This window comes from Vibrio sp. BS-M-Sm-2, from assembly GCF_041504345.1.
In the GTDB taxonomy this organism is placed as follows: Bacteria; Pseudomonadota; Gammaproteobacteria; order Enterobacterales; family Vibrionaceae; genus Vibrio; species Vibrio satsumensis.
This window is the reverse complement of sequence record NZ_CP167895.1, coordinates 668,746-691,759: the sequence shown is the minus strand read 5'-3', so window position 1 is coordinate 691,759 and position 23,014 is coordinate 668,746. Positions and strand designations below refer to the sequence as shown.

The 23,014-nt window shown below is 44.2% G+C and carries 21 protein-coding genes; 11 read left to right on the top strand and 10 right to left on the bottom strand.

Annotated elements, in window-relative coordinates; all coding sequences use genetic code 11:
* Positions 1-53: 53 nt before the first annotated feature.
* Positions 54-1,181: a hypothetical protein gene (locus AB8613_RS19185; protein WP_327784700.1), complete on the bottom strand. Its 1,128-nt coding sequence runs from the start codon at positions 1,179-1,181 to the stop codon at positions 54-56.
* 692 nt (positions 1,182-1,873) lie between these two features.
* On the opposite strand from AB8613_RS19185, the gene AB8613_RS19180 reads away from it, so the two are divergent.
* Positions 1,874-2,146: an EamA family transporter gene (locus AB8613_RS19180; protein ID WP_372385796.1), complete on the top strand. Its 273-nt coding sequence runs from the start codon at positions 1,874-1,876 to the stop codon at positions 2,144-2,146.
* A 67-nt stretch (positions 2,147-2,213) separates the two neighbouring features.
* Here the strand turns inward: AB8613_RS19180 and AB8613_RS19175 are convergent, their stop codons facing one another.
* Positions 2,214-2,738 (bottom strand): hypothetical protein, encoded by a 525-nt coding sequence (locus tag AB8613_RS19175; protein ID WP_372385620.1) that lies wholly within the window; start codon positions 2,736-2,738, stop codon positions 2,214-2,216.
* Between the two features lie 51 nt (positions 2,739-2,789).
* Positions 2,790-3,179 (bottom strand): VOC family protein, encoded by a 390-nt coding sequence (locus AB8613_RS19170; protein WP_285953903.1) that lies wholly within the window; start codon positions 3,177-3,179, stop codon positions 2,790-2,792.
* Positions 3,180-3,376: 197 nt separating this feature from the next.
* Between AB8613_RS19170 and AB8613_RS19165 the strand changes: the two genes are divergently transcribed.
* Entirely contained in the window at positions 3,377-4,264 is an 888-nt protein-coding gene (locus AB8613_RS19165) for a DMT family transporter (protein WP_372385619.1), read from the top strand.
* Positions 4,265-4,352: 88 nt separating this feature from the next.
* Here AB8613_RS19165 and AB8613_RS19160 read toward each other — a convergent pair whose 3' ends face one another.
* Positions 4,353-5,267 (bottom strand): LysR family transcriptional regulator, encoded by a 915-nt coding sequence (locus AB8613_RS19160; RefSeq protein ID WP_146491094.1) that lies wholly within the window; start codon positions 5,265-5,267, stop codon positions 4,353-4,355.
* Between the two features lie 188 nt (positions 5,268-5,455).
* On the opposite strand from AB8613_RS19160, the gene AB8613_RS19155 reads away from it, so the two are divergent.
* Entirely contained in the window at positions 5,456-7,528 is a 2,073-nt protein-coding gene (locus tag AB8613_RS19155; RefSeq protein WP_372385617.1) for an alkyl/aryl-sulfatase, read from the top strand.
* Between the two features lie 349 nt (positions 7,529-7,877).
* Positions 7,878-8,702: an SDR family NAD(P)-dependent oxidoreductase gene (locus tag AB8613_RS19150; RefSeq protein ID WP_285953907.1), complete on the top strand. Its 825-nt coding sequence runs from the start codon at positions 7,878-7,880 to the stop codon at positions 8,700-8,702.
* Between the two features lie 19 nt (positions 8,703-8,721).
* Here the strand turns inward: AB8613_RS19150 and AB8613_RS19145 are convergent, their stop codons facing one another.
* The gene (locus AB8613_RS19145; protein WP_132815779.1) at positions 8,722-9,423 is read right to left on the bottom strand and encodes a lipoate--protein ligase; all 702 of its coding nucleotides are present in this window, start codon (positions 9,421-9,423) and stop codon (positions 8,722-8,724) included.
* 230 nt (positions 9,424-9,653) lie between these two features.
* On the opposite strand from AB8613_RS19145, the gene AB8613_RS19140 reads away from it, so the two are divergent.
* The 4 genes from AB8613_RS19140 to AB8613_RS19125 all read left to right on the top strand — a co-directional run bounded on the left by AB8613_RS19140 (position 9,654) and on the right by AB8613_RS19125 (position 13,741).
* Positions 9,654-10,553, top strand: a complete 900-nt coding sequence (locus AB8613_RS19140; RefSeq protein ID WP_372385615.1) for a homocysteine S-methyltransferase family protein — start codon at positions 9,654-9,656, stop codon at positions 10,551-10,553.
* Between the two features lie 113 nt (positions 10,554-10,666).
* Positions 10,667-11,677 (top strand): Gfo/Idh/MocA family protein, encoded by a 1,011-nt coding sequence (locus tag AB8613_RS19135; RefSeq protein ID WP_372385614.1) that lies wholly within the window; start codon positions 10,667-10,669, stop codon positions 11,675-11,677.
* A gap of 9 nt (positions 11,678-11,686) precedes the next feature.
* Complete coding sequence (locus AB8613_RS19130) at positions 11,687-13,192, top strand: SgrR family transcriptional regulator (RefSeq protein WP_372385613.1); 1,506 nt, start codon at positions 11,687-11,689, stop codon at positions 13,190-13,192.
* Positions 13,193-13,342: 150 nt separating this feature from the next.
* Complete coding sequence (locus tag AB8613_RS19125) at positions 13,343-13,741, top strand: DUF1090 domain-containing protein (protein WP_372385611.1); 399 nt, start codon at positions 13,343-13,345, stop codon at positions 13,739-13,741.
* A gap of 176 nt (positions 13,742-13,917) precedes the next feature.
* Here the strand turns inward: AB8613_RS19125 and AB8613_RS19120 are convergent, their stop codons facing one another.
* Positions 13,918-15,030: an HDOD domain-containing protein gene (locus AB8613_RS19120; RefSeq protein ID WP_372385609.1), complete on the bottom strand. Its 1,113-nt coding sequence runs from the start codon at positions 15,028-15,030 to the stop codon at positions 13,918-13,920.
* Between the two features lie 409 nt (positions 15,031-15,439).
* On the bottom strand, positions 15,440-16,561 hold the full coding sequence (locus AB8613_RS19115) for a multidrug effflux MFS transporter (protein ID WP_372385608.1): 1,122 nt from the start codon (positions 16,559-16,561) through the stop codon (positions 15,440-15,442).
* A gap of 97 nt (positions 16,562-16,658) precedes the next feature.
* Between AB8613_RS19115 and AB8613_RS19110 the strand changes: the two genes are divergently transcribed.
* Complete coding sequence (locus AB8613_RS19110; RefSeq protein WP_146491103.1) at positions 16,659-17,432, top strand: helix-turn-helix domain-containing protein; 774 nt, start codon at positions 16,659-16,661, stop codon at positions 17,430-17,432.
* 100 nt (positions 17,433-17,532) lie between these two features.
* Here AB8613_RS19110 and uxuA read toward each other — a convergent pair whose 3' ends face one another.
* The 3 genes from uxuA to AB8613_RS19095 form a co-directional block, all read right to left on the bottom strand.
* Complete coding sequence (gene uxuA, locus AB8613_RS19105; RefSeq protein WP_372385606.1) at positions 17,533-18,720, bottom strand: mannonate dehydratase; 1,188 nt, start codon at positions 18,718-18,720, stop codon at positions 17,533-17,535.
* A 208-nt stretch (positions 18,721-18,928) separates the two neighbouring features.
* On the bottom strand, positions 18,929-19,711 hold the full coding sequence (locus tag AB8613_RS19100; RefSeq protein WP_061020948.1) for an FCD domain-containing protein: 783 nt from the start codon (positions 19,709-19,711) through the stop codon (positions 18,929-18,931).
* Between the two features lie 107 nt (positions 19,712-19,818).
* Entirely contained in the window at positions 19,819-20,802 is a 984-nt protein-coding gene (locus AB8613_RS19095) for a TRAP transporter substrate-binding protein (RefSeq protein ID WP_048610358.1), read from the bottom strand.
* A 299-nt stretch (positions 20,803-21,101) separates the two neighbouring features.
* Here AB8613_RS19095 and AB8613_RS19090 point away from each other — a divergent pair, with 299 nt between their 5' ends.
* Together AB8613_RS19090 and AB8613_RS19085 are read left to right on the top strand one after the other, a co-directional pair.
* Positions 21,102-21,614 carry a TRAP transporter small permease gene (locus tag AB8613_RS19090; protein ID WP_048609952.1) on the top strand — a complete coding sequence of 171 codons (513 nt, stop codon included), beginning with the start codon at positions 21,102-21,104 and terminating at the stop codon, positions 21,612-21,614.
* 15 nt (positions 21,615-21,629) lie between these two features.
* Entirely contained in the window at positions 21,630-22,937 is a 1,308-nt protein-coding gene (locus AB8613_RS19085) for a TRAP transporter large permease (protein ID WP_372385604.1), read from the top strand.
* Positions 22,938-23,014: the final 77 nt, after the last annotated feature.

Sequence of the window (23,014 nt, the reverse complement as noted above, 5' to 3'; positions counted from 1 at the left end):
AAAGTGAATGAGTTAGCTCAAAGTGGATGAGCTAACTCTGTTTTATCTGGATGTTATTGGCTAACGAGATTCCAATGGGTGTAATCCCATTTCTGGCCGCCACCAGTAAATTCACTTTGAGGATAAATAAGCTTTAATGGTCCTTTATTTCCGTATTGGTCAAATACAGTAAATCGGTACTCTTTTTGAGAATCATTGTTCGATGTCCCGCTATTTGAATAAAGCAATTGGCTCAAAGTCACTGATCTTAGTTGCTGGTTAACTCGCCATACCGCCGTGCGACCTTCGCCAGCGGCGCTATTCCAAACATATTCATCAGATACATTACGCTCTGAACCTGGAGCGAACACATAACCTTTCACTGAACGAAAGCCATTAGTGCAATCTGAATAACAACCTAACCACTCATCGTTTAGGAACACCTTATCGCTGTCCGACTCGTCGAAGTTATCCATAGCAACCTCGACCAGTTTCACTGAAGTATCTTTGGGCGTCACATAGAAGTTATACATCTCAGCTTTTTCGAAATAGAACCCATCAGCGTTACTCTCTTCCCATACCTTGTCACCTTCTCCAATCTCTGAAAAGTCGGCGGCACTATAGGACTTAGGCTGTACGCTTTGATAGAAGGCACTTGATTCATTTGGATAAGCGCAGCTGTCGTAGTAGTTATTGTCATATTGGCTACCAGTATTGAATTTAACTTTCATACAAACTTCACGATGCTGAGCTACCTCATTGCTATAAACCCAAGCGGTTAATTTGGTATCAGATGCTGAAACCCGAGACGTTGGTAGCCCCTTAGAGTACCCATAACTGCTCCCCATTTGGTGAGAATAGTCATTTGGGTTCAATGTATACCCCCAACAATCTCTTCCATAGGTACAGTCTTTATCTTTGCCTAACTCTTGTTCGCTATTCTTAAGGTAAAAAGATATCGCTCCCTCTAAGTCACTCTTAGATACGGTCACTGGTCTGCCGTAACTATCTGCGAAGGAAACAGAAACACTGAGTTTTGACTGCATTCTCCCGTTAGCATAAAAAGGCATTGGCACACCGTTGCTTTCGTTGTGATCAGCCGTTAAATCTTCGTCTACCACATGATAGTCGCCGTTAATTGCAGCAACACTTACATTAGAAAAAACACACGCTGACATTGCTATTAACAATGACTTATTCATCGACAACTTCATAGTGTTGACCATACATATTATTCGTTAAGAAATTAAAGAAAAGACAACGTTATCGCTGGATATGACAATTTTTTATAATTAAACTAGCCATAAGGTCTTTGCCTTATTTTTAAATTTATATTATCAAATATTAAAAGTGTCATTATCTATTCTGATAACCATTGTTTATACGCCATTTAATTGATTAAACAGACAGCGCTAATTTAATTAATCACTTCATCAATGTAAAATTTCGAAACCTTCTTGGCCCGAACCACACCACAAAACTCAATGAAAAATTATACCCATAAAAAACAACAAGTTAACATGTTTAGTGTGACGTTATTTCAAGTTTATTCATGTAATAACCATGCTCAGAATCGAGAGGGCATTACTTTTTATAAAAATAAGTATGTTTATTTGCTGTGACTCGCATCGTTACACCACCTTACTGTTAATACTATCACTGATTTTACATTGTTTTTATATTAACAAGAACTATTCGAGATAATTACCCTTATTAATAAAAAGGTAATATTCATAATTCAGTTTATTTCCTCAGAATTTACCGAGTTCGTTAATTACGTCAAAATATGAAAATCACCGTAAAATCACTACTGTGTTCATTTATTAAACGAGAAGGTGATAATTTATATGCTTTTATCTAATTCCTATTAATATAAATAATGAAAAGCTAATATATTGAGTGGCAATGGCCAACAGGTTCTGAATTTCTGTTGTTGATATTGGTGGGTGTGATCTCGTCCATCGGCCAATGGTTTGGCGTGGCAGCCTACAAATGGGGAGAAGCTAACGTGGTATCTAATGTTGAATATTCGCAGATGATCTACTCAATGATTCTTGGTTACTTGTTATTCGCTGAATTACCAAACACCTTAGCGTTGATTGGCGCAGCGGTGATCGTTTTCAGTGCTGTTATGCCTTTTGTAATCAAGCTTAAGAAAGGCCTGTAATTCACGATTCAATTCGGCCCTACACATTTGATAGGGGCATTTGTTATCTCTAAATTAAAGCTTGTTCTCAATGCTGTTCAAAATACTGATCATGTTGTGATTTGCCAGAATGGTCTTGGCTTCCAGGATAGAACTGTACGAGCGTCTGATCGGCGAGTGTAAGGTGAATCCAGCCTTCTTTGACTCTCAGCCAATTAGTGCCGTTTGTTTCATAGACGCTAGGAAATTTACCCCAACCAGACTTAGTAATCTGTAGTTCTTGGAAGCGGTCAATCGGTGTAAGTTTGTTGCTGTTGAAATCAGCATTGGAGTAAACCAACAGAGGCTCGATAGCATCGCTTGGCTTAAACGTATAACAGCTCACGAAAGCGGATGTGCGATCAAACCATTGGTAGGGCCGTGCTCCTGTGAGATCATAAACCGTGCAGTCATTGAATTTAAGAGCCCACTCTTGATGAGCTTTAAAGCCGAGATACCCTATTGGGTTCAATGATTCAGACTTAGCATCAGTCTCTTTCTTATGTACCAGATCTGAGGTAGCACATCCCATAAGCCCAAGACCAAAAAGGAAAGTCACTGCACACTTCATCATTGTCATACCTCAGTCCCGTTCGTAGATGAGTAACTCAATTAAGTCTCTACATTAAACGGTAAGTTCCAATCGATTACCATCAGGATCGAGTACACAGCTCTCATAATAGCCATCTCCAGTTCTTCTTGGGCCATCTAAGCGTTCATAACCATCTTCAATCAAACGTTTAGTGAGTTCATCCACCGCTTGCTCTGATCCTAGAGAAATTGCCATATGGATGAAGCCGGTAAACTGATCATAGAGGTCATCTTTCGATTCAGGAACCGAGTCCATTTCCATGATCTCTAGACGACTTCCTGTGTCGAAAGAGAGGAAGTATGAAGAGAAACCTTTAGTTGGGTTATGGTATTTTGAGTTCGATGTCGCGCCGAAATAGTCTTCATAAAATCGTTTCAACACTTCGAGTTGTTTGGTCCAAATTGCGATGTGTTCAATCTTCATTTTGTTCCCCTAAGTTTGATGTCTAACGCTAGATTACTCATCAAATAGGGAAGGATAAACAGAACGAAAATCATCAAATATGTTCCTGTTTAAGAGCTCGATATTATATCCACAGTTGCACACTGTTAAGATCTAAGTTTGTGTAATACTTAGCTTTGATTCATAGTCGGTGTTTTACATATTCAAAGGTTCATGCTGTGAGCTTTATAAAACTAATTATCCTCGCTGCGATATGGGGCGGTTCATTTCTTTTCATGAGAATCGCAGCTAGCCCTTTGGGCCCAGCTGTCCTAATTGAAGCCCGAGTTCTGTGCGCAGCAGTCACTCTACTTTTGGTTTCTTTTTATCTGAGAAGGAAGCTCTCTTTTAATACTCATTCGAAACACTTTTTCATTCTTGGCTTGTTTAACACCGCGCTTCCTTTTTTGTGTTTCGCTTATGCAGCTCAAACTTTGAATGCTTCAACCCTTGCGATTTTGAACTCTACGGCACCGATATGGGCGGCAATCATTGGTGCGATATGGACCCAAACGGCACTTGAAAGAAAGGTAATACTCGGGTTAGGTATCGGTGTCACGGGTGTATGTGTATTAGTCGGTTGGGATGCGATGAACATCGGCCAAGAAGCGGTTGTTCCTATTTTTGCTGCGGTTTTGGCTGCATTTAGCTACGGTATCGCCTCTAACTACACCAAGACAGCACCCAAGGTTGAAGCGTTCAATAATGCCCACGGCAGCATGTGGGCGGCAGTATTAATCGTATTGCCGTTTGTGTTCTTTATTCCGATGAGAGAAGCACCCGATCTCACGATCGCCACATCGGTCATCTTGCTCGGCGCGGTTTGTACTGGTTTAGCCTACCTGCTTTATTTCAACCTCATTAATGAACTTGGTGCGCCTTCAGCACTATCGGTGACCTTCTTGATTCCAGTGTTTGGTATTCTTTGGGGGAACTTATTCTTAGATGAAGCGATTGGCATTAATACCATTGTCGGATCTATTCTAGTTATCACTGGCACCATGTTAGTGACAGGAATGTCGCCAATGAAAATGCTCAAAGCCGCTCGTCAAAAACGCGCGCAATAAGCAGGTTGAATCCAAAAATCTTAATTAAAATTCTGATGTAACAGAGACAAAAACGGCTTCCAAATGGAGGCCGTTTTTTATTGAATCGTTAACAGCTTTGAGAACTCGTCATGTATTGCTGAATTTTGGTTCTTAACCATTGATGTGCCGGGTTTAAGTCTGTTCGTTTATGCCAAATCATATACTGCTTCATGGGCAAGACCTCAAACGGCTGGTCGAGCACTTGCAATTGGAATCGCTCCGCAAACTGATTAGCAAAATCACGAGACGTGCTACCAACACAGTCAGAGCCAGAGACCAACACACACATCGTCATCAATGAATCACATTCGGAGCTGACTTTTCGCTGTTGTATCGGGCTTTTCGTAAAGTAATCTGCGGTATAAAGGCGAGAACGACGCATTCTGAAGGTGATGTGTTTCTCATGATAATACTGCTCTTCCGTCACCGATCCATCAATCCTTGGGTGCCCTTTCTTTGCGATCAACACGAGCTCATCTTCGATCACTTGCTGGTTCATATAACCATTCACTTGTGGATAGTGAATATCGATCGCTAAGTCGGCTTGTTGCATGCTCAAACTCTGCAGCAGATCTTCTTCATTGCTTGGCACCATATTGAATTCAATTGAGATGTTACCAAGCGTATCGTCCTTTTCCACAAGGGGCTGAAGCTTGGTTAAACCGATCTCGTTGACCAAAATTCGAAACACATGATGCTGCTGATTATCGAACTGCTTTAGCGTGCTGACCGCGCTGGTTATCCCGTCCAATGCGGGTTCTACACGTAACGCCAATTGCATCGCTGCATTGGTCGGCGTTATACCTCTACCTTCTCGAATAAAAAGGTCTGTACCCAATTGTGCTTGCAGCCGTTTCAAAGCGCCACTAACTCCAGGTTGAGTCATACCAAGAGATTCTGATGCTAAGGTGATCGACTTTAATCGATACACTTCCAAAAACACGCTCAGTAAATTTAGATCTAACTTTTCAACATCACTCACGGTCACTCTCCATGTTTAGGGCACTCGCATTGGTTATGCGACAAGCTTTGCGCTTCAATCTGCTACTTTTAAGCATACAACACATAACAGTTCGTGATGTATTAAATAAAGCTTACTTTATTTTTTGCTATATGTCTTATTCCTATAATCGCCTCAACGAAACAAAATTCTGAAATGAAGAGGCTCTTATGACAACTTCTCGCACGTTCAAAAACGCATCACTATTCCTAGCTATCTCACTCGCATTCCCTGCAGTTGCAGCTAACCATGATCACGCACACTTCAGCGAAATTGGTGACCAAGGTGGCAAAAGCGCAACCGAGATGACGACCAAAGCAAACCAAGAGTTCGCAAAAACACTTAACTTTGCCGACACTCGCGCTTTCGACAATAACAACAAGGGACTGATTGCTAGCTTTGATCAAGAGACGGGCGACATCATCCGTAACAGCTTTAACTTCATCGATCCAAGTGTTTCAAATGCAGACAAAGCGCCAGATTCAGTCAACCCATCACTATGGCGACAAGCGGTATTGAACCAAGCCGCAGAAGGTTTATATGAAGTTGTTCCGGGTAAGGTTTATCAGGTTCGCGGCGCCGATTTAGCTTCGATTTCTTTCATCCGTACTGACAATGGCTGGATCGCTTATGACGTTCTACTAACCAAAGAAGCAGCAGAGAAGTCACTAAAGTTCTTCCAAAAGAATGTTCCTAATGGTGGCAACTTACCAATCGTTGCGATGATCTATTCGCACTCACACGCCGATCACTTCGGTGGTGCTCGCGCAATTAAAGACGCGTACCCAGATGTAAAAGTATATGGCTCAAAGAACATCACTAAAGAAATCGTAGATGAAAACGTGCTGGCTGGTAATGCAATGTCTCGCCGTACCGCTTATCAATATGGTGCAACACTGAATCGCCATGAACACGGTATTGTCGATGCTGCGCTGGCAAAAGGCTTATCGACGGGTAGCATTACCTACGTATTGCCGGACTACGAACTGAATCACAACGAAGAAATTGAAACTCTGGTTATCGACGGTTTAGAGTTGCAATTTATGGATGCATCGGGCACTGAAGCTGCCTCTGAGATGGTGACTTATATCCCGAGCATGAAAGCACTATGGACGGGTGAACTGACTTACCAAGGTATGCACAACCTGTATACCCTACGCGGCGCGAAGGTTCGTGATGGTTTGAAGTGGTCTAAGAAAATCAACGAAATGCTAGTGACTTGGGGTGAAGAAACTGAAGTGTTGTTTGCTTCTCACTCATCGCCAATTTGGGGCGAACAAGAGATCTCTGATTACCTAAAAATGCAGCGTGACGCTTACGGCTTTACTCATAACCAAACGCTTCGCTTAGCTAACAACGGTGTGGTTCTGCAAGATATCGGTGATGAGATCTACAAAGTAATGCCAGACAGTATTCAACAGTCTTGGCACACCAATGGTTACCACGGTACTTACTCGCATAACGCTCGTGCGGTGTACAACATGTACCTTGGTTACTTCGACATGAACCCAGCCAACCTTAACCCACTGCAAGTGAAGCCAGAATCGGTCAAGTTTGTTGAATACATGGGCGGCAGCGATGCCGTAATTGAAAAAGCGCAGCAAGACTATCAAGAAGGTGAATACCGCTTCGTTGCGACAGCATTGAACAAAGTAATTCAAGCTGAACCAGACAACAAAGTTGCACGTGGTCTATTGGCAGATACTTACGAACAGTTAGGTTACCAATCAGAAGGTGCTGGTTGGAGAAACATCTACCTAACGGGCGCTCAAGAGCTTCGCATTGGCACACAACCGGGCGCACCAAAAACCGCGTCGCCGGACGTACTAGCTAACATGACCATCGAAAACTTGTTGGATTACTTAGCTGTAAAAGTGGATTCGCTAAAAGCGCAAGAAACACCATTTACCATGAATATTCAGCTGCCTGACGTGAAAGAGTTCTACTACGTAGAGATGTCGAACGGTAACCTGAACAACATTCAAGTGAGTGAACTGCAAGATGCCGATACGACACTGATCATCAATAAATCAGACGTGTCTGACATTGTATTGAAGAAAACAACACTCAATAAACTGTTAGAAGATGGCCAAGCAGGCGTGAAAGGTGACAAATCATCTCTGAACAAATTGCTGTCTTCACTGACTGAAGCTGACACCTCGTTTGAGATTGTACCTCGCCCAAGTAAAGGCGAAGAGGTGGATGCCGAGCTATACCAAGATTCATCGGTACACGCTCATTAAGCGATAAAAACTATAACAACGTCAAACAAAGCCTAAAAAGGCAAGATGGCTATTAACGATAAAGCCTCAACCATTGAATCGGTTGAGGCTTTTTTGATTTTAGCTTTATTCGATATCAAGAAAATTAAATGAGAAACCCCACTCACAGTACTCAATAAGCATTTAGAAAATCTTCTTATCAAGCCCAGAAAAACAGTACTGTATTTGTTAAACCACACCCTTATTTCACGGTTTCTCAATAGCAATACACATCCGTACTTTCTATATCTCAGCATGTGAAGTAGTAGAAACTTTGTGCAATCAAACTTTGTTATAAAAGTTGTCCGGACTCTTTATTCAAGGAAGGAAGATGCGAAAAAAGATCATGATTACAGGTGCGACAGATGGTATCGGTTTAGAGACCGCGAAAATGTTAGCCCAACAAGGGCATCACATCCTTATCCATGGACGTAACCCAACAAAACTCAGCAAAGTAGAAACAGGCCTTTCTCGATTATCCAAGGATGCGATTATCGAAAGTTATGTTGCCGATCTCTCTTCTCTTTCAGAAGTTGGAGCCCTCGCCAACCAAGTAAAATCGGAGCATGAAAAGCTCGATGTACTCATTAACAATGCTGGCGTATACAAGGTTTCAGAAGTCACCACCTCAGACAACCTTGATGTACGCTTTGTTGTGAACACCATTGCACCTTATCTACTGACACAGAAGCTTCTCCCTCTTTTTGATGCGACAGGTCGTATCGTCAACCTATCTTCAGCAGCCCAATCAACCGTAAATTTAGAAGCGCTTATCAGTTCGAACGCAGGCAAACTAGATGGCCCAGTTTACGCGCAAAGTAAGCTCGCGCTGACGATGTGGTCTATCGAATTGGCCAACACTCTATTAGATAATGGACCTTCGGTGATCCCGGTGAACCCTGCTTCTTTCCTCGGCAGTAAATTGGTCAAAGAGGCTTATGGCGTGGACGGTAACGATCTGGCGATTGGAGCCGATATCCTGTGTCGCGCTGCACTCAGTGACGAGTTTGCCAACGCATCAGGAAAGTATTTTGATAATGATTCGGGGTTATTCAAAGACCCTCATGCCGATGCATTGAATCCCGCTAAAAACCGTAAATTAGTGGAAGCACTTGACCGGTTGCTAGAAGAGAAATTGTGCGTGGCACCCAGTTGATTCTGGTAGACACATAGCATCACACATACTTGATGAAAGCTTGGCTTAACTGCTGAAAGAGTGAGTCTATGCTGGGCAAGGGTGTCACATGCTCGGACAACGGAGTATGAACCTGCGCATCGACCACGGTTGGGTTGCCGCAAACTTGATTATAAAAGTTCACGGGGGCAACGATGTGCTCTAAGTCAGCGTCTAGCAAGATACAGGCTTGCGAAAGTACGATTTGACCGCCCCCGCGTTTAAGCAAAACACGCTGAGCCGTACCCACTATTTTTTGTTTATTGATGTTGAGGTTGTAATCGCCATCGCAATAAGAACCTGGGGTTGCATGAACATCCACATCGACGCCCAGCTCTTTAAAAAACATCGTTAATACATTGCACAAATGTAGATACGCTTTTTGAATATTGTAGGCTTCATCACGAGGCCAATGATAAATGTGCGATAGGTTAATGACACCCGGCAGTTGGGGAACGGGAGCGCCGCCCGTTTTACGCGAACAGAGTTGCCAGCCTTGGTCGGCGAGCTGTGCTTGAGACTGCACCGTCACTGGCCATTTTTTACCTGCGGGCAAAACGAGTGTCGGCGTTTTTGCTTGCCAAAGCATCAAGGCTTGTCCAATCTCACCAGCCTGTATCTGCTGCAATAATTCAGCTTCTTTTTCAAACGCACGCTCAACATCAATATGCGGGTAACGTACGAGTTTATTCACTAACTTCAATGCACTTTTCCTCTACAACTTGTTGTGTTCGAATTATTCACAGGCCTCAGTGATTAATAATATATCCCCCAAATCCAATACAACATAGCGCCAGAGGCACAATATCTTATTATTCCTATTTATGCGGGATCGACTTAGTTAAAACCATTACGTTTGGATAGCTTTAGTCAAGCAAGGTTGTCTGATATGGTGGCGGCAGAACTTCAGCAATTGTTTAGATAGTATTGAATATGAAAACACTCACCATACTTGATGGCGGCATGGGCCGAGAACTCAAAGAAATTGGCGCGCCATTTTCTCAACCACTTTGGAGTGCTCAAGCGCTGATTGAAGCACCCGACTTTGTTAGCCAAGCACACCAAAACTTTGTCGACGCAGGCGCTGAAATCATAATTACTAACAGCTATGCGTGTGTGCCTTTTCACTTAGGCGAAGAGCTTTTTATACAAAGAGGCTTTGAGCTAGCGGCGCTTTCTGGCGAACTGGCTAAAGCTGTAGCGGACAAGGCTCCTCAGACTGTACAAGTCGCAGGTGCGATTCCACCGCCATTTGGTAGCTACCGACCAGACTTATTTAAGGTCGAAGAGGCCGCGCCAATCATCCAAACGCTTTACGATGCACAAGATCCAAATATCGACCTTTGGATAGCAGAAACCATCTGTAGCCTGCAAGAATTCGAATCCATTCATTCGGTACTCAAGCAGTCAGATAAACCTTGTTACTACGCATTCAGTTTGGAAGACACCAAGGGCGATTGTGCCAATATTCGTTCTGGCGAGAGCGTAACAGACGCCATCAAACTGGCCTGCAAATCAAACGCAAAAGGCATTATGTTTAACTGCTCAGTGCCTGAAGTGATGGATCAAGCCATTATTGACGCTAAGAAAGTGTTCAATGAGCTAGGTATCAGCCTAGAAATCGGTGTCTATGCAAACAACTTTGCCCCTATCAGCAGCGAACATGAAGCGAATGACATGCTTCAAGAAATGCGCGAGCTGGATGGCCAAGGTTACTTAACTTACGCCAAACGCTGGCACGCATTGGGCGCGAATATCGTCGGTGGTTGTTGTGGCATCGGGCCAAAACACATTAAAGCCCTAGCCGATTGGAAGCTCTCCATACAGAGCTAAGCAAGAGCTTCAACAAGAATAAAATAAATAGAGAACAGGTTGAGAAATCTGTTCTCTATTTGTATGTGACGTCTCTGAGTACACTGATACAAAACAACGATTTGGAGCAACTGATGAGCAACATACAACGCAAGATCAAATGGGGCATAGCCGGGCTAGGTAATATCGCCAATAGATTCGCAACCGCAGTCACAGAACACTCTCTGCATGGTGAATTGTATGCTGTTGCTGCAAGAGATCACTCACGCGCAGCCACGTTCGCCAACAAGTTTAGTTGCGCCAAGGCTTATGGCTCTTATGAAGCTATGGCTAAGGATCCAGACGTCGAAGCAGTGTACATTGCCACGGTTCATCCTTATCACAAGCCTCTAGCCGAACTGTTTCTGAGCCATAAAAAACACGTATTGGTAGAAAAGCCCGCCTTTACCAACCTTGGTGATTGGTTAGAAATGAAAAGCCTTGCGAAGCAACATGGTGTGATGCTACTAGAGGCAATGAAGACTGTCGTGTTCCCAGCCTATCGCGAGCTTACATCGTTTTTAATCGACAACCAGATTAAGATTGATTCGATAGAAGCCAGCTTTGGCAATGAACACGACTATGACCCAGAGCTGTTTATCTTCAACCCAGATTTAGCGGGCGGAGCAACGCTTGATGTTGGGGTGTATGGACTATGGTTTTTCTACGATTTGTGCCGCACGCTTGGGGTTACGCCTTCTATCCCTCAAGTAGAGATGTCGAGCCTTTATGAACAATCAAATGTTGATACCGATTCATGCTTCCAGTTCTCTGGAGAAATCAGCGCGACCATATCGGCTTCAACGGTGCGCAATCTGCCACGCGCTGCGCGATTAATTGGCCCAGACATCACCATCACAATTCAAGAGAAGTGGTGGAACCCTGCCTACATCGAGATCGAATACCGGAATGAAACCTTCACTATTCAACACCCGATTGAGGGCAATGGGTTCGAATATCAAATCGAGCACTTCTCGCAACTTCTATTAGAAGGCAAACTTGAGTCTGATATCCTAAGCTCAAAGATAAGTGCACAGGTTCTTGCAACCATGGAAAAAGCACTCGCTGATGCAGGCTACCAACACTTAACTCAACCTAACATTTAGGAATGCGAATTGGGCAACCTTAAGCGCAAGCTTGAACTGTACGAAAAGATATTTCAGGCTTTTGGGCCTGGAGTATCACGCTGCCAAGTCAGTCAAATAGCAACGCTTCTACATGTTAGTGAGCGTCACGTTCAAACTCTACTCAAAGCAATGACAGCGCAAGGCTGGATTGAGTGGCAAGCCAGTTCTGGGCGCAACAAAAAGGCACAGCTCACGTGTCTGGTTGAACCGATGGATATTTGTTACCAATACGCACAAAACCAAGTAGATTCAGGTAACGTCGAGCAGGTATTTAGCACCTTGAGCTTTAACGGACGCAACGCTGGCGCGGAACTGCAAGCTTTTCTAAGCAGCGCCAATCAATCTGCACAGAGCGTCGCGTACATTCCCTTTCACCGTGAGCTCGAGACTCTTCATCCTCAACGAGTACTTAGGCGCACCGAACGCTTCTTAGTGATGCAGGTGTGCCAACGCCTCACCTCCGTTCAGCACGGTAAGCTCAGCGGCGATTTAGCCTACCATTGGCAACCCAATGAAGATGCAACGATCTGGCATTTCCAAATTCGTAATGGCGTTCAATTCCACAGCGGTCGAACACTTGAAGCTCAAGACATAGCACGCAACCTTAACTCACTCTGCCAAGACAAAATATGGCGTCGCTGTTATCAGCATATTGATGAGGCCTCTGTCTCGCCTGGTAATGTGCTTGTCGTGAAATTGAATCAACCTGATTGGCATTTACCGCGCTTACTTGCCAGAGTTGAAGCTTCCATATTTGACTCATCATCAACTGATAGGCTGATTGGTTCTGGCGCATTCTCGTTAGACATTTTCTCGAGCAAGATGTTGAGATTGAGCCGCAATAGCGCGTATGTACACAGTACGCCCATTCTCAATCGAGTTGAGTTGTGGGTCTATCCAGAATGGGCACAGAGTAAAGCTTGCGCTCAAAATCAGGTGTGTGTGAAGCTGCCCGAAAAGACGATCACCGTGCGTGGCGATAACCATGCTTCTCAACCGAGTTTCGGCTCAACCTTCTTCAAGATTCAAAGCCCGATGTTGTCGAAAACCGTTCGTGAATTCACTGTTGAAGACACCTCTGAATATCAAACCCTTTTCGAGCAATTATCAGTATCCGGCGACAACAAAACCAGCGTGGAATATGGACATTACCTAACTACTAAAGACGTCGCGCTATGCAGCATTATTGATGAAAACGACACCTTTGCTTCGTGGCTAAGCTTCTTCAGTCGGTTCCCGTTTGGGGAGTTAACACTACCTGCTGAGATGTTAGAGACAATCGAACAATGTTTAGCCTCAATAAGAAACCAGCCAAATTTTGAGTTAGCAATGAATGCACTGTTGATACTTCGGCTTTGGTTGAACGACTCTGGGATTGTGGTTGAGCTCAAGCAAGAGACGTTCAACTTAGAGGTTTCTGAAAAGATACACGGCGCACAAGTGAATGGTTTCGGTTGGTGCGAACTCGACAAGTTATGGATTAGCCATTTGTAAGTCTAACCATGTTCAAAATAAGTCATTATGCACAGCGACTTATCTTTAACACTCCCCTGCCAATAGCAAAGTAATCAGGTGCTAATGTACTCTGGAAGTGATACTCAACAAAATAGCACAAGCTAAACAGCCCCAATAAGAAGGAAAACCATGACTCGACACTTAAAAGGCTCGTTACTGTTTCTTTGCGCACTCTCTTTTAACAGCATGGCGAGCACCCAATGCGACGCTCTCGCGGGTTGCGAGAAGAAGTTCTGTGAGATCGAATATCAAATTAAGAAAGCAGAACAATACGACAACCAGTACAAAGTAGAGCGATTAACAAAAGCGTTGAAAGCCGCGAAAGAAAACTGCACCAATGAGGGTTTGAAAGAAGACCTCCGTGACAAAATCGAATCCAATGAAGAAGATTTGGCCGAATACAGAGCTGACTTAGAAGAAGCAAAAAGAGACGATAAAGCGGATAAGATTCAAAAATACCAACATAAGATCGAAAAAGAACTGCATAAAATCGGTCGCTTAAAGCAAGAGTTAGCAGAGCTCCCTTAAGCAGCACTTGTTTTCAGCTAAGCCCCTTGCTCTAAGCTACCCCTAGTTTCGATACATCATTTAGCTACCAATGATGTATCAAAACTAGAAACAAAAATGGCCTTACATATTAATAAGGCCATTTAAAGCATGCTGATTTAAACAACATCCACAATTAACAAAGCAAATTCGACAGCTTATCCCACCAACGCCAATTCAGACTCTTTATAGATGCGATTAGCTACCTTGTACGCTGCCGGTGACGTCAGCCTCTCTTTGCATCGACTCTTAAACTGCTCGATATCTATCGCCTGTTCTTCCAATAAGTACGTCAGCTCACTCAAAGAGTTAGCCTCAAACACAGCTTGGCCAAGTGGAGTGCATGCGTATCTGCTCGACTCTTGATAACCAATCACAGTCAGTACCGATTCAGGCAGATTCCAGAACTTTGCAATCGTGTAAGTCAGGCGAATAGAATAACTATTAATCAAGCGCTTCAACGCCAATGAGTTAGGCGGGACAGAAGGGTCAACATGCTTGAAAGCTTCCACCATCATTTGGAAAATGATCATCTTGCCTAGATTACGGATCAACCCAACAAAATATGCGGTAGCTTGGTCTTCTTGAGATGGCGACTCTTTCATTAACTCCTTAGAAAAAGAAGCCGTTTGAATACTGTGATTCCAAATTTTCTCACCGAAATGACGCCAGTAAATATTATTACCCGGCGTGAAATTCTTCATGTAAGAATTCACCACCCCCTCAACAAGGCCTTGAGAGCCCATATTTAAGAATGCGGTTTTTAGGTCCGTCACCTGCTTTTCATTGCGTTTGTAGAACGCACTGTTAGCCAGTTTAATCACATCGGCCGCCATACTCGGCTCGCGCTCAATCACTCTTAACAGTGCATCGACATCAAATTCGTCGCTCTGTAATTCTGCCATCAATGTAGTCACTGAGGCTGGCATCACTGGCAATTCATTGAGCAAGGCTTTTGGAGAGCGAATCAAACGTTCGATCTGACAAGCGACAAAATCGCTAAATGGGTCTGACTCTGTTCGAAGGCGAGACTCTCCAAACAAGTAATCAAGAAACTCACCATCGTGAAGGCTCATCGCTTTGTCGACGATTAATGATGATGGTTGAGCTGACGAAGGCGGAACAAAGATTGAAGGTTTCACAGCAGCTTGCCCTTGAGAGCAGACCTCATCTGAGGCGGTTTTCTGAGAGGCACTTTGTGAGGAATTTAGTTGCTTACCTTGCTTGGAAGCGAAAGGGGAAAATAGTGCCTGTAATACCCTTTTAAACATCAATACGGCTCCTAGATGAATACAAAACAGAACGGGATATATAACGGCGGCGATTATTACACAGTAGACTCATAAACCATACAGTGATAAATAAATCATTAATTTTTCAGCTGTATAGGATCTGTTACTTAGCAGTTTGCTAGGTCAGCCTCCTGTATTCGACAGAAACAAAAAGAGCGAGCAAATAACGCTTGCTCGCTCTTCCATAAATCTAAATCATGAAGCTGACGAAACTAGCGCTCTGCTACTTCTAACACAATCTTGCCCATAAACCTCAGTCAAACAAGGCTCAATCAGAACACGTTCGCCAATACTTCGTTGCCAACGGCTACGAATCAAGAAAATGAAAAACTCCGCACCCAATAGAATGCGGAATTTATCGATATCGATCAGAAATTTACCGTTTAAGCTAGAGTCGACTGCGTATCGTCACCAACACAGATAACGCGCCACAAAGTACCAGTACCACGCCTAGATCTTGAATCATTCCCGCTAAAGCGAGCCCTGTACCGATCAAGGTGTAGTACATCAAACCAAACAGTGCGCCTGCACTTCCTGCTTGAGATTGGTAACGCACCAACGCACGGCTCAATACATTAGGAATCGCAATGCCAAACGCCATAACCACCAACATCATCGGAAGCAAGAACCAGATAGTGTGTTGTGAAAAATACACACCTACCGCACCTAATGTTTGAAGCCCTGCCGCTAAGCTAATCAAAGAGATAGATGACACTTGTCGTTTCAATAGTGCCTTATTAACCAAACTTCCCAACAAGGTTCCGAACCCAAGCACAACACCACTATAACCAAACTGCTCGATGCTGAATCCAAGCTGTAAGAAGGTGAATGAACCTAGTTGGTAATACGAAAACAGCGCAATATTGAACGATGTGACAAGCAGCGCTGAAATCCAAATACTGCCGTCTTTGGCCATGCGTATACCGAGCGATTTTAACTGCAACGGTTGCTTAGATTGCTGTGTTTCCGGCAAAGACCACAAACTGTGTGCTATTAGTGCCAACACCATAATTAGTAAGGCAGTAAATACGTATTGATGCCCGCCTGCTTGACTTAATTGACCACCCAGCAACAATCCGATGATTGGACTAATCGATAGCCCCATCCCCATGTAACCAAATACCTTAGCTAGCTCTGTTCCACTAAAAGCATCTCGAAGCATGGTTTGAGTGACTACAGAGCCAACTGCAAGTCCGAAAGCACCCATCGCTCTTGCTATCATCAACCACGTAAAACTGTCGGTTTGCATGGCTATGAGTGCAGAACAGGCGAATAATCCCATCCCCAATAACATGGTGGGACGACGTCCCCATTTATCCGCTAACACGCCCCATACCACCACACCCAGCGCAAATGCAGAGAAGTAAATCGATAGAGTTTGAGCGGCTTGTGTGTAACTAACATCAAAGGATTTCGATATTGAATCCAGAGTCGGGCTATAGATGGTTTCTGCGATTTGAGGGAACATCAACAGCAGCACCATTTGCCACAAAGAAGGTTTTGTTTTCATCATTTTTCCAAGACCAGTGAACTTGACGCGAAGTCTAGAGGAAACTAACCTTGACCCGTTAACAACATTAAAACCAAAAACAACAAGATTGGGACAAATGGCATTAATTAGTGAGACCATCGAGTTTGATGCAGATAGTTTACCCGCGCCTGTAATTGGCATTGCCGCAGAGCTAGGCAAACATGACTCGGGTATACATCACCACGTTAAGGGGCAACTTCTGTATGCTCCGCAAGGCTGCATCACCTTGACCTTAGAAAACGCCCTTTGCATTTTACCGCCGACCAAGGCCGTGTGGATCCCGCCCTATACCAAGCACCGAGCGCAGATGACCAATGTAGTTGCCTATCGCTCGCTCTATTTCGACAGTGGTATTTACACATGCCCAGAAAACATAGAAATTGTAGAAGTAAATGAGCTACTAAAGGCTCTGATCAACAAAATGGCTTTTTGGGATTGGGACATTGCGTCCGAGCAAACCACCAATACTGCCAACCTGTTTTGGGAAGAGTTTTACAGCGCCAATCAACACTCGTTTATCTTGCCGCTACCAACAGATCGCCGCTTTAAAAGCTTTTGCAAACGAGTCCGAACCGCCTCGTTTCTTGCCCCAGCCCTGTCGACATTAGCGAGCTCGGTTGGCGCAAGCACCAAGACGATTACTCGATTATTCAAAGCCGAAACAGGCATGACCTATCAAGAATGGCGTCAGCAATGGCGCTTGTTTAAAGCGATTGAACTGCTTTCAGAAAACCGACAAGTTGGTGATGTGGCACATCTGCTAGAGTTCTCGTCCAACAGTGCATTTATCGCTTTTTTCAAACAGCAAACCGGACAAACGCCACTGGCGTTTACCAAGTTAGGGACGTGATCGCAATAATACAAACTCTTAGATTTTACTTAGCTCAGATACAAAAAAACCAGAACATGAGTTCTGGTTTTTAAGAATATTTTAAAGCTAGATGCAATCGTTATTTGGTATAGAAAGCGCGTTTCAAGGCCATCTCTAACCCACGAACTTCAGCTAAGCCTTTCAATCGACCAATCGCTGAATAACCTGGATTCGTCTTTTTCTTTAGGTCATCCAACATTTGATGACCATGGTCGGGACGCATTGGAATCAAGCGATGGTCACCCACCTCTGCACGGCGGTGCTCTTCATCCAAGATAGCCATTACAACGTTGTACATGTCCACATCACCATCTAGGTGCGCTGCTTCGTGGAATGTCATTGGGTTGCTCTCTTCACGCTTGGTAGAACGCAGATGCGTAAAGTAAATTCGGTCACCGTGCTTTTTGATCATATTAACCAGATCATTGTCGCCACGAACACCGTATGAACCCGTACACATCGTCAAGCCATTCATTTTGCTCGGTACATGCTCGGTCAACCAATCAATGTCTTCGATCGTTGAAACGATGCGAGGTAAGCCTAGAATTGGACGCGGTGGATCGTCTGGGTGAACCGCCATCTTCAAGCCATTCGCATCACAGATAGGCATCAGCTCAGCGAGGAAGTAAGACATGTGTTCACGTAGCTTGTCTTTGTCGATTCCCGCATAGCGATCTAGCTGTGCTTGAAAGGCTTCAAGTGTGTAGCCTTCTTCAGCGCCTGGTAGGCCAGCGATGATGTTATTAGTCAGTTGCTGAATTTGCTCTGGCGTCATGTTATTGAAGTAATCCAACGCTTGCGCTTGCTCTGATTCTGAATAGTCCGATTCTGCACCCGGGCGCTTCAAGATATGCAGCTCAAATGCCGCAAATGCGATTTGGTCAAAACGCAGTGCGCGAGAGCCATCTGGCATTTCAAATTCTAAATCGGTACGCGTCCAATCCAACACGGGCATGAAGTTATAACAAACTGTATCGATGCCACATTCAGCAAGGTTAGACAGAGTTTGCTTATAGTTATCAATCCATTGCTGGTAGTTACCAGTTTGAGTTTTGATCTCTTCATGAACAGGCACACTTTCTACTACCGACCACGTTAAACCTTTCTCTTCGATGATGGCTTTACGCTTCAGGATCTCTTCTTTTGTCCAAACTTCACCATTTGGAATATGGTGCAGTGCATTCACAATACCAGTTGCGCCCGCTTGACGAATGTCATCTAGCGAAACTTGATCATTAGGGCCGTACCAACGCCACGTTTGTTCCATGAGACTTACCTTTCTTTAAGACGCACTTAGCCGGCTCGAATTAATCAAGCTAAATGCAATAACGACTTCTTAATGGCAGTAATGATAATTACTGCCCGAGATAGCACCGGTCTACGCCGGTCTAAAGACGATTACCTATTAATAACCTAGTGAATGAATCAGCTTCCAAAAAGAGTTTTGTCGCTGATTTCAACGTTAGCTTTCAGGACTAACTTTCCGTGCTAAGTAGCACCACTGGGTTAGAACTAAATAAGTAACCATCAAAGTTTGGGTCATCAATGTCTGACAACGCTAACAAACGCTGTTTAACATTCTCAAGGTGTTGCCACATTGCGTTCTTAGCAGCGACAGGGTCTTTTCGCTGTAAGGCGGCGAGGATACGAGCGTGGTCATCTAACCATTCTTCACGGTAATCTTGACCACTGATGTGAGAGTGGAGTTTATTCCACATTGGACTCTTTTCGCGTCGATCCCAGGATTGTTTCAGCATATCTACCAGCACAGAGTTTTGAGTGGCCTCTGCAATACACATGTGAAATCTTTCATCTCCGCTGCAATCGGTGGTGCCGCTTGCAAGCTCTTCGCGCTCGAGTTCGAGTGCAGAGCGCATCTTAATGATGTCGCCCGGAGTGACCTGAGTTGCCGCAAACTCCGCAATATTACTTTCCAGCAATTGACGGGCTTGCAGCATCTCGAATGGACCAGCATCATCGCTGACCACATTCTCGCGAGAATGAGTAGGAATGTTCAGGACATAAACACCTGACCCTTTTTTTACCTCAACTAAGTTTTCAAGCTCCAGCATGATGATCGCTTCACGCACCACAGTGCGGCTTACATCTAGACGATCAGCAATATCGCGTTCTGGAGGTAACCTATCTCCGACCTTATACAGGCCTTCAATAAGTTCTTTTCTTAGTACTAACCCTATCTCCTGATAAGGTCTTTTCGGCTCGAAAGGCATCATGATGATATTGTCACTTCTTTCCATTGTATTTCTCTCGCCATCATAATGACCAAATATAATTGGTCAACCTCTATATCCTAAAATGCAGTAACACCTTGTTTTTGTATTACTCTTTTTTCTATATTTGCTCGTTATTCAACAGCCTGAATACGGTCAATCAATGCACTCAATTCTGGGTCCGCTTTATCTAGCGCGTCGTACATAGGTTGAACCGCTAGTGCGAACGCAGCCTTGTCTGGTTCCACAAAAGTAACACCCATTTCCTCGGCTTTAGCACGCTCTTTTGCTTCCGATTCAGCCCACAATTTTTTCATCAATTCAGATGAATCACTTGCCGCTTTCATTAGCGCATCTTGTTGCTCTGTAGTCAGTTTGTCGTATGCTTTGGTTGAGATAACCAACACATCCGGAACCATCGTGTGCTCATCTAAGCTGAAGTATTTAGATACTTCACTGTGACGGCTCAAGCTGAAAGAAGGAATGTTATTTTCAGCCGCATCCACTACACCTTGCTGCAGTGCTGTGTACAACTCACCGTAAGCTAGTGGCGTTGGGTTACCGCCTAACGCTTTCACCATCGCAATTGCTGATGGGCTTGGTTGAACACGAACTTTCAAACCTTTCAGATCTTCTGGTGTGTTAATTGGCTTGTTGGTATAGAAGCTACGCGCACCAGCGTCGTAGTAAGTCACACCAATAAAGCCGCTATCACGAGAAGAGTTAAGAATGTCACGGCCTACTTCACCATCAGTCACACTGTAGTAGTGCGCTTGATCGCGGAATAAGTAAGGCATGTTGAATGATGAATAAGCGGGAGAAAAAGCTTCTAGCTCAGCAGCATTACTTTTCACCATATCTAAAGCGCCGTTCTGCATCAGCTCCATAGATTCACGCTGTGTACCCAATTGAGCATCAGGGTAAATACGAATACGCACCTCACCATCCGTCAATTCACGTACTTCTTTCGCCATAAACGTCATCGCTTCATGTACTGCATGGTCACGAGGGTGGTTATGGCTCAGTTTCAATGTTGTAGCTGCATAAGCAGAAGCTGTTGCTCCAAAAGTGAAAGCAGCACCGACAACCGCACTAATCAAAGTTTTACGCGTCATCATCATTCTTATTCTCCGTGGATTGGTTATCCAAAATGTAGGGTGTTTTTTGTTATGGGCTCATATTGGGGCTCAAAAAAGGAACCGTCAAAGCGAAATTTAAAATTGATTGACCAATATCACAATAAAAACCCACAAATTGGTCAACCAAAATCATTTGTGAAGTTGCTCACGCCAACCAAAAAATGAATAGCTTATGATTCAGCCAGATTTTTGAACATCCCATCCCTACATAGAAACAATTTCTTACATTGGTAAACCAATTGTTATGAGATACGCAATTTTGTTGAAAGGAAATAAACATGAATAAATTGGTCAGTTACATAAATAGAGGGTTGGCCGCCTTTACAGTGTCTCTATCGTCTTTCTTAGTACTGTGTGTGATATGGCAGGTCTTATCCCGCTATGTTATTGGCAAACCAAGTACTGTTACCGACGAGCTCGCGCGTTATCTCTTTATGTGGGTAGCCTTAATTGGTGCTGCTTACACTACGGGTCTGAAACGCCACCTTGCCATCGACCTGCTTACGATGAAGCTGACTGGCAAACGCAAATTAATCAACGAAATCGTTATCCAAATAGCCATCGCTTCTTTCTCTTATATCGTTCTGGTACACGGTGGAAGCCAACTTGCTGCTAAAACGCTTGCGATGGGACAGCTGACTCCCGCTCTAGGTTTAGAAATGGGCTACATCTACTTCTGCTTACCGATTAGTGGCGCTTTGATGATTTTTTACTCCGTCGTATTTACCTACGAACGCGTTAAACAATTAATGTCAGGTGACGATTTGATCACCGACTCACAACTTGATTGATAGAAGGATTTCACAATGGAATGGCAAGTAATACTGACCTTATTCGGTAGTTTCGCTGTACTGCTTACAATCGGTGTACCGGTCTCTTTTGCGATTGGTTTATCGTCACTGGCAACCATCTTGATGAGCTTACCGCTTGAGCCTGCAATCGCTGTAGTTGCTCAACGTATGGCTGCTGGCCTTGATAACTTTGCTCTACTGGCAATCCCGTTCTTCATTTTGGCGGGCAACATCATGAACCAAGGCGGCATCGCGCTGCGTTTGATCAACTTCGCGAAAGTGTTGGGTGGTCGTCTACCGGGTTCATTGGCACACGTAAACGTGATGGCAAACATGATGTTTGGTTCTATCTCAGGCTCAGCGGTTGCATCGGCGGCTGCAGTTGGTGGCACCATGTCTCCTCTGCAAAAGAAAGATGGCTACGACGAAAACTTCTCTGCTGCAGTAAACATTACATCGTGTCCTACCGGTCTATTGATTCCGCCAAGTAACACGCTGATCGTTTTCTCGTTGGTTTCTGGTGGTACTTCAATTGCGGCGCTGTTCTTAGCGGGCTATATCCCAGGTCTCATCATGGGGCTCAGCATCATGATTGTGGCGGGTATCATTGCAAAACGTCGTGGTTACCCAGTGGCAGCGCGTCCTTCATTATCAATGGTTTGGGATACTTTCTTAAAAGCGGCACCTTCTTTAGCACTGATCGGCATCATCATGGGTGGCATCATTGGCGGTATCTTTACTGCGACTGAAGCTTCTGCAATTGCTGTGGTATACACGTTTGTTTTAGCCGTGCTTATCTACCGTGAAGTAAAATGGCGTGATATTCCAAAGATCATCCTTGAGTCTGCAGTAACAACTTCTATCGTTCTATTACTTGTTGGCGCATCAATGGGGATGTCTTGGGCAATGGCGAACGCCGATGTGCCTTACATGATTGCTGATGCATTATTGGCGGTTTCTGATAACCCGCTAATGATTCTATTGATCATCAACATCATCCTGCTGATTGTGGGTATCTTCATGGATATGACGCCAGCGGTACTGATCTTCACTCCAATCTTCTTGCCAATCGCATTGGATCTAGGCATCGATCCTGTTCACTTCGGCATCATGATGACATTCAACCTTGCTATCGGTATCTGTACGCCGCCAGTAGGTAGTGCTCTATTCATCGGCTGTTCGGTTGCCAACATCGCTATCGACAAAGTCATCAAGCCGTTACTGCCATTCTATGCAGCACTGATTGCTGCCCTAATGGCCGTTACTTTTATCCCTGAGCTGAGCTTGTTCCTACCTGAATTGGTGCTGGGTTACGGTTCGTAATTTGGTCTCAGATACATTCTAGGACTGCTAAACACTCAAACGTATAATCAAATAATAAAATCCCGTTGGCTCGCTGG

Coding starts and splice junctions, on each gene's coding strand:
- AB8613_RS19150 (WP_285953907.1), top strand. CDS start 7,878: ATGCGAAAAAAGATCATGATTACAGGTGCGACAGATGGTATCGGTTTA.
- AB8613_RS19125 (WP_372385611.1), top strand. CDS start 13,343: ATGACTCGACACTTAAAAGGCTCGTTACTGTTTCTTTGCGCACTCTCT.
- AB8613_RS19155 (WP_372385617.1), top strand. CDS start 5,456: ATGACAACTTCTCGCACGTTCAAAAACGCATCACTATTCCTAGCTATC.
- AB8613_RS19110 (WP_146491103.1), top strand. CDS start 16,659: ATGGCATTAATTAGTGAGACCATCGAGTTTGATGCAGATAGTTTACCC.
- AB8613_RS19100 (WP_061020948.1), bottom strand. CDS start 19,711: ATGGAAAGAAGTGACAATATCATCATGATGCCTTTCGAGCCGAAAAGA.
- AB8613_RS19185 (WP_327784700.1), bottom strand. CDS start 1,181: ATGAATAAGTCATTGTTAATAGCAATGTCAGCGTGTGTTTTTTCTAAT.
- AB8613_RS19095 (WP_048610358.1), bottom strand. CDS start 20,802: ATGATGACGCGTAAAACTTTGATTAGTGCGGTTGTCGGTGCTGCTTTC.
- AB8613_RS19175 (WP_372385620.1), bottom strand. CDS start 2,738: ATGATGAAGTGTGCAGTGACTTTCCTTTTTGGTCTTGGGCTTATGGGA.
- AB8613_RS19115 (WP_372385608.1), bottom strand. CDS start 16,561: ATGAAAACAAAACCTTCTTTGTGGCAAATGGTGCTGCTGTTGATGTTC.
- AB8613_RS19120 (WP_372385609.1), bottom strand. CDS start 15,030: ATGTTTAAAAGGGTATTACAGGCACTATTTTCCCCTTTCGCTTCCAAG.
- AB8613_RS19135 (WP_372385614.1), top strand. CDS start 10,667: ATGAGCAACATACAACGCAAGATCAAATGGGGCATAGCCGGGCTAGGT.
- AB8613_RS19090 (WP_048609952.1), top strand. CDS start 21,102: ATGAATAAATTGGTCAGTTACATAAATAGAGGGTTGGCCGCCTTTACA.
- AB8613_RS19170 (WP_285953903.1), bottom strand. CDS start 3,179: ATGAAGATTGAACACATCGCAATTTGGACCAAACAACTCGAAGTGTTG.
- AB8613_RS19085 (WP_372385604.1), top strand. CDS start 21,630: ATGGAATGGCAAGTAATACTGACCTTATTCGGTAGTTTCGCTGTACTG.
- uxuA (WP_372385606.1), bottom strand. CDS start 18,720: ATGGAACAAACGTGGCGTTGGTACGGCCCTAATGATCAAGTTTCGCTA.
- AB8613_RS19140 (WP_372385615.1), top strand. CDS start 9,654: ATGAAAACACTCACCATACTTGATGGCGGCATGGGCCGAGAACTCAAA.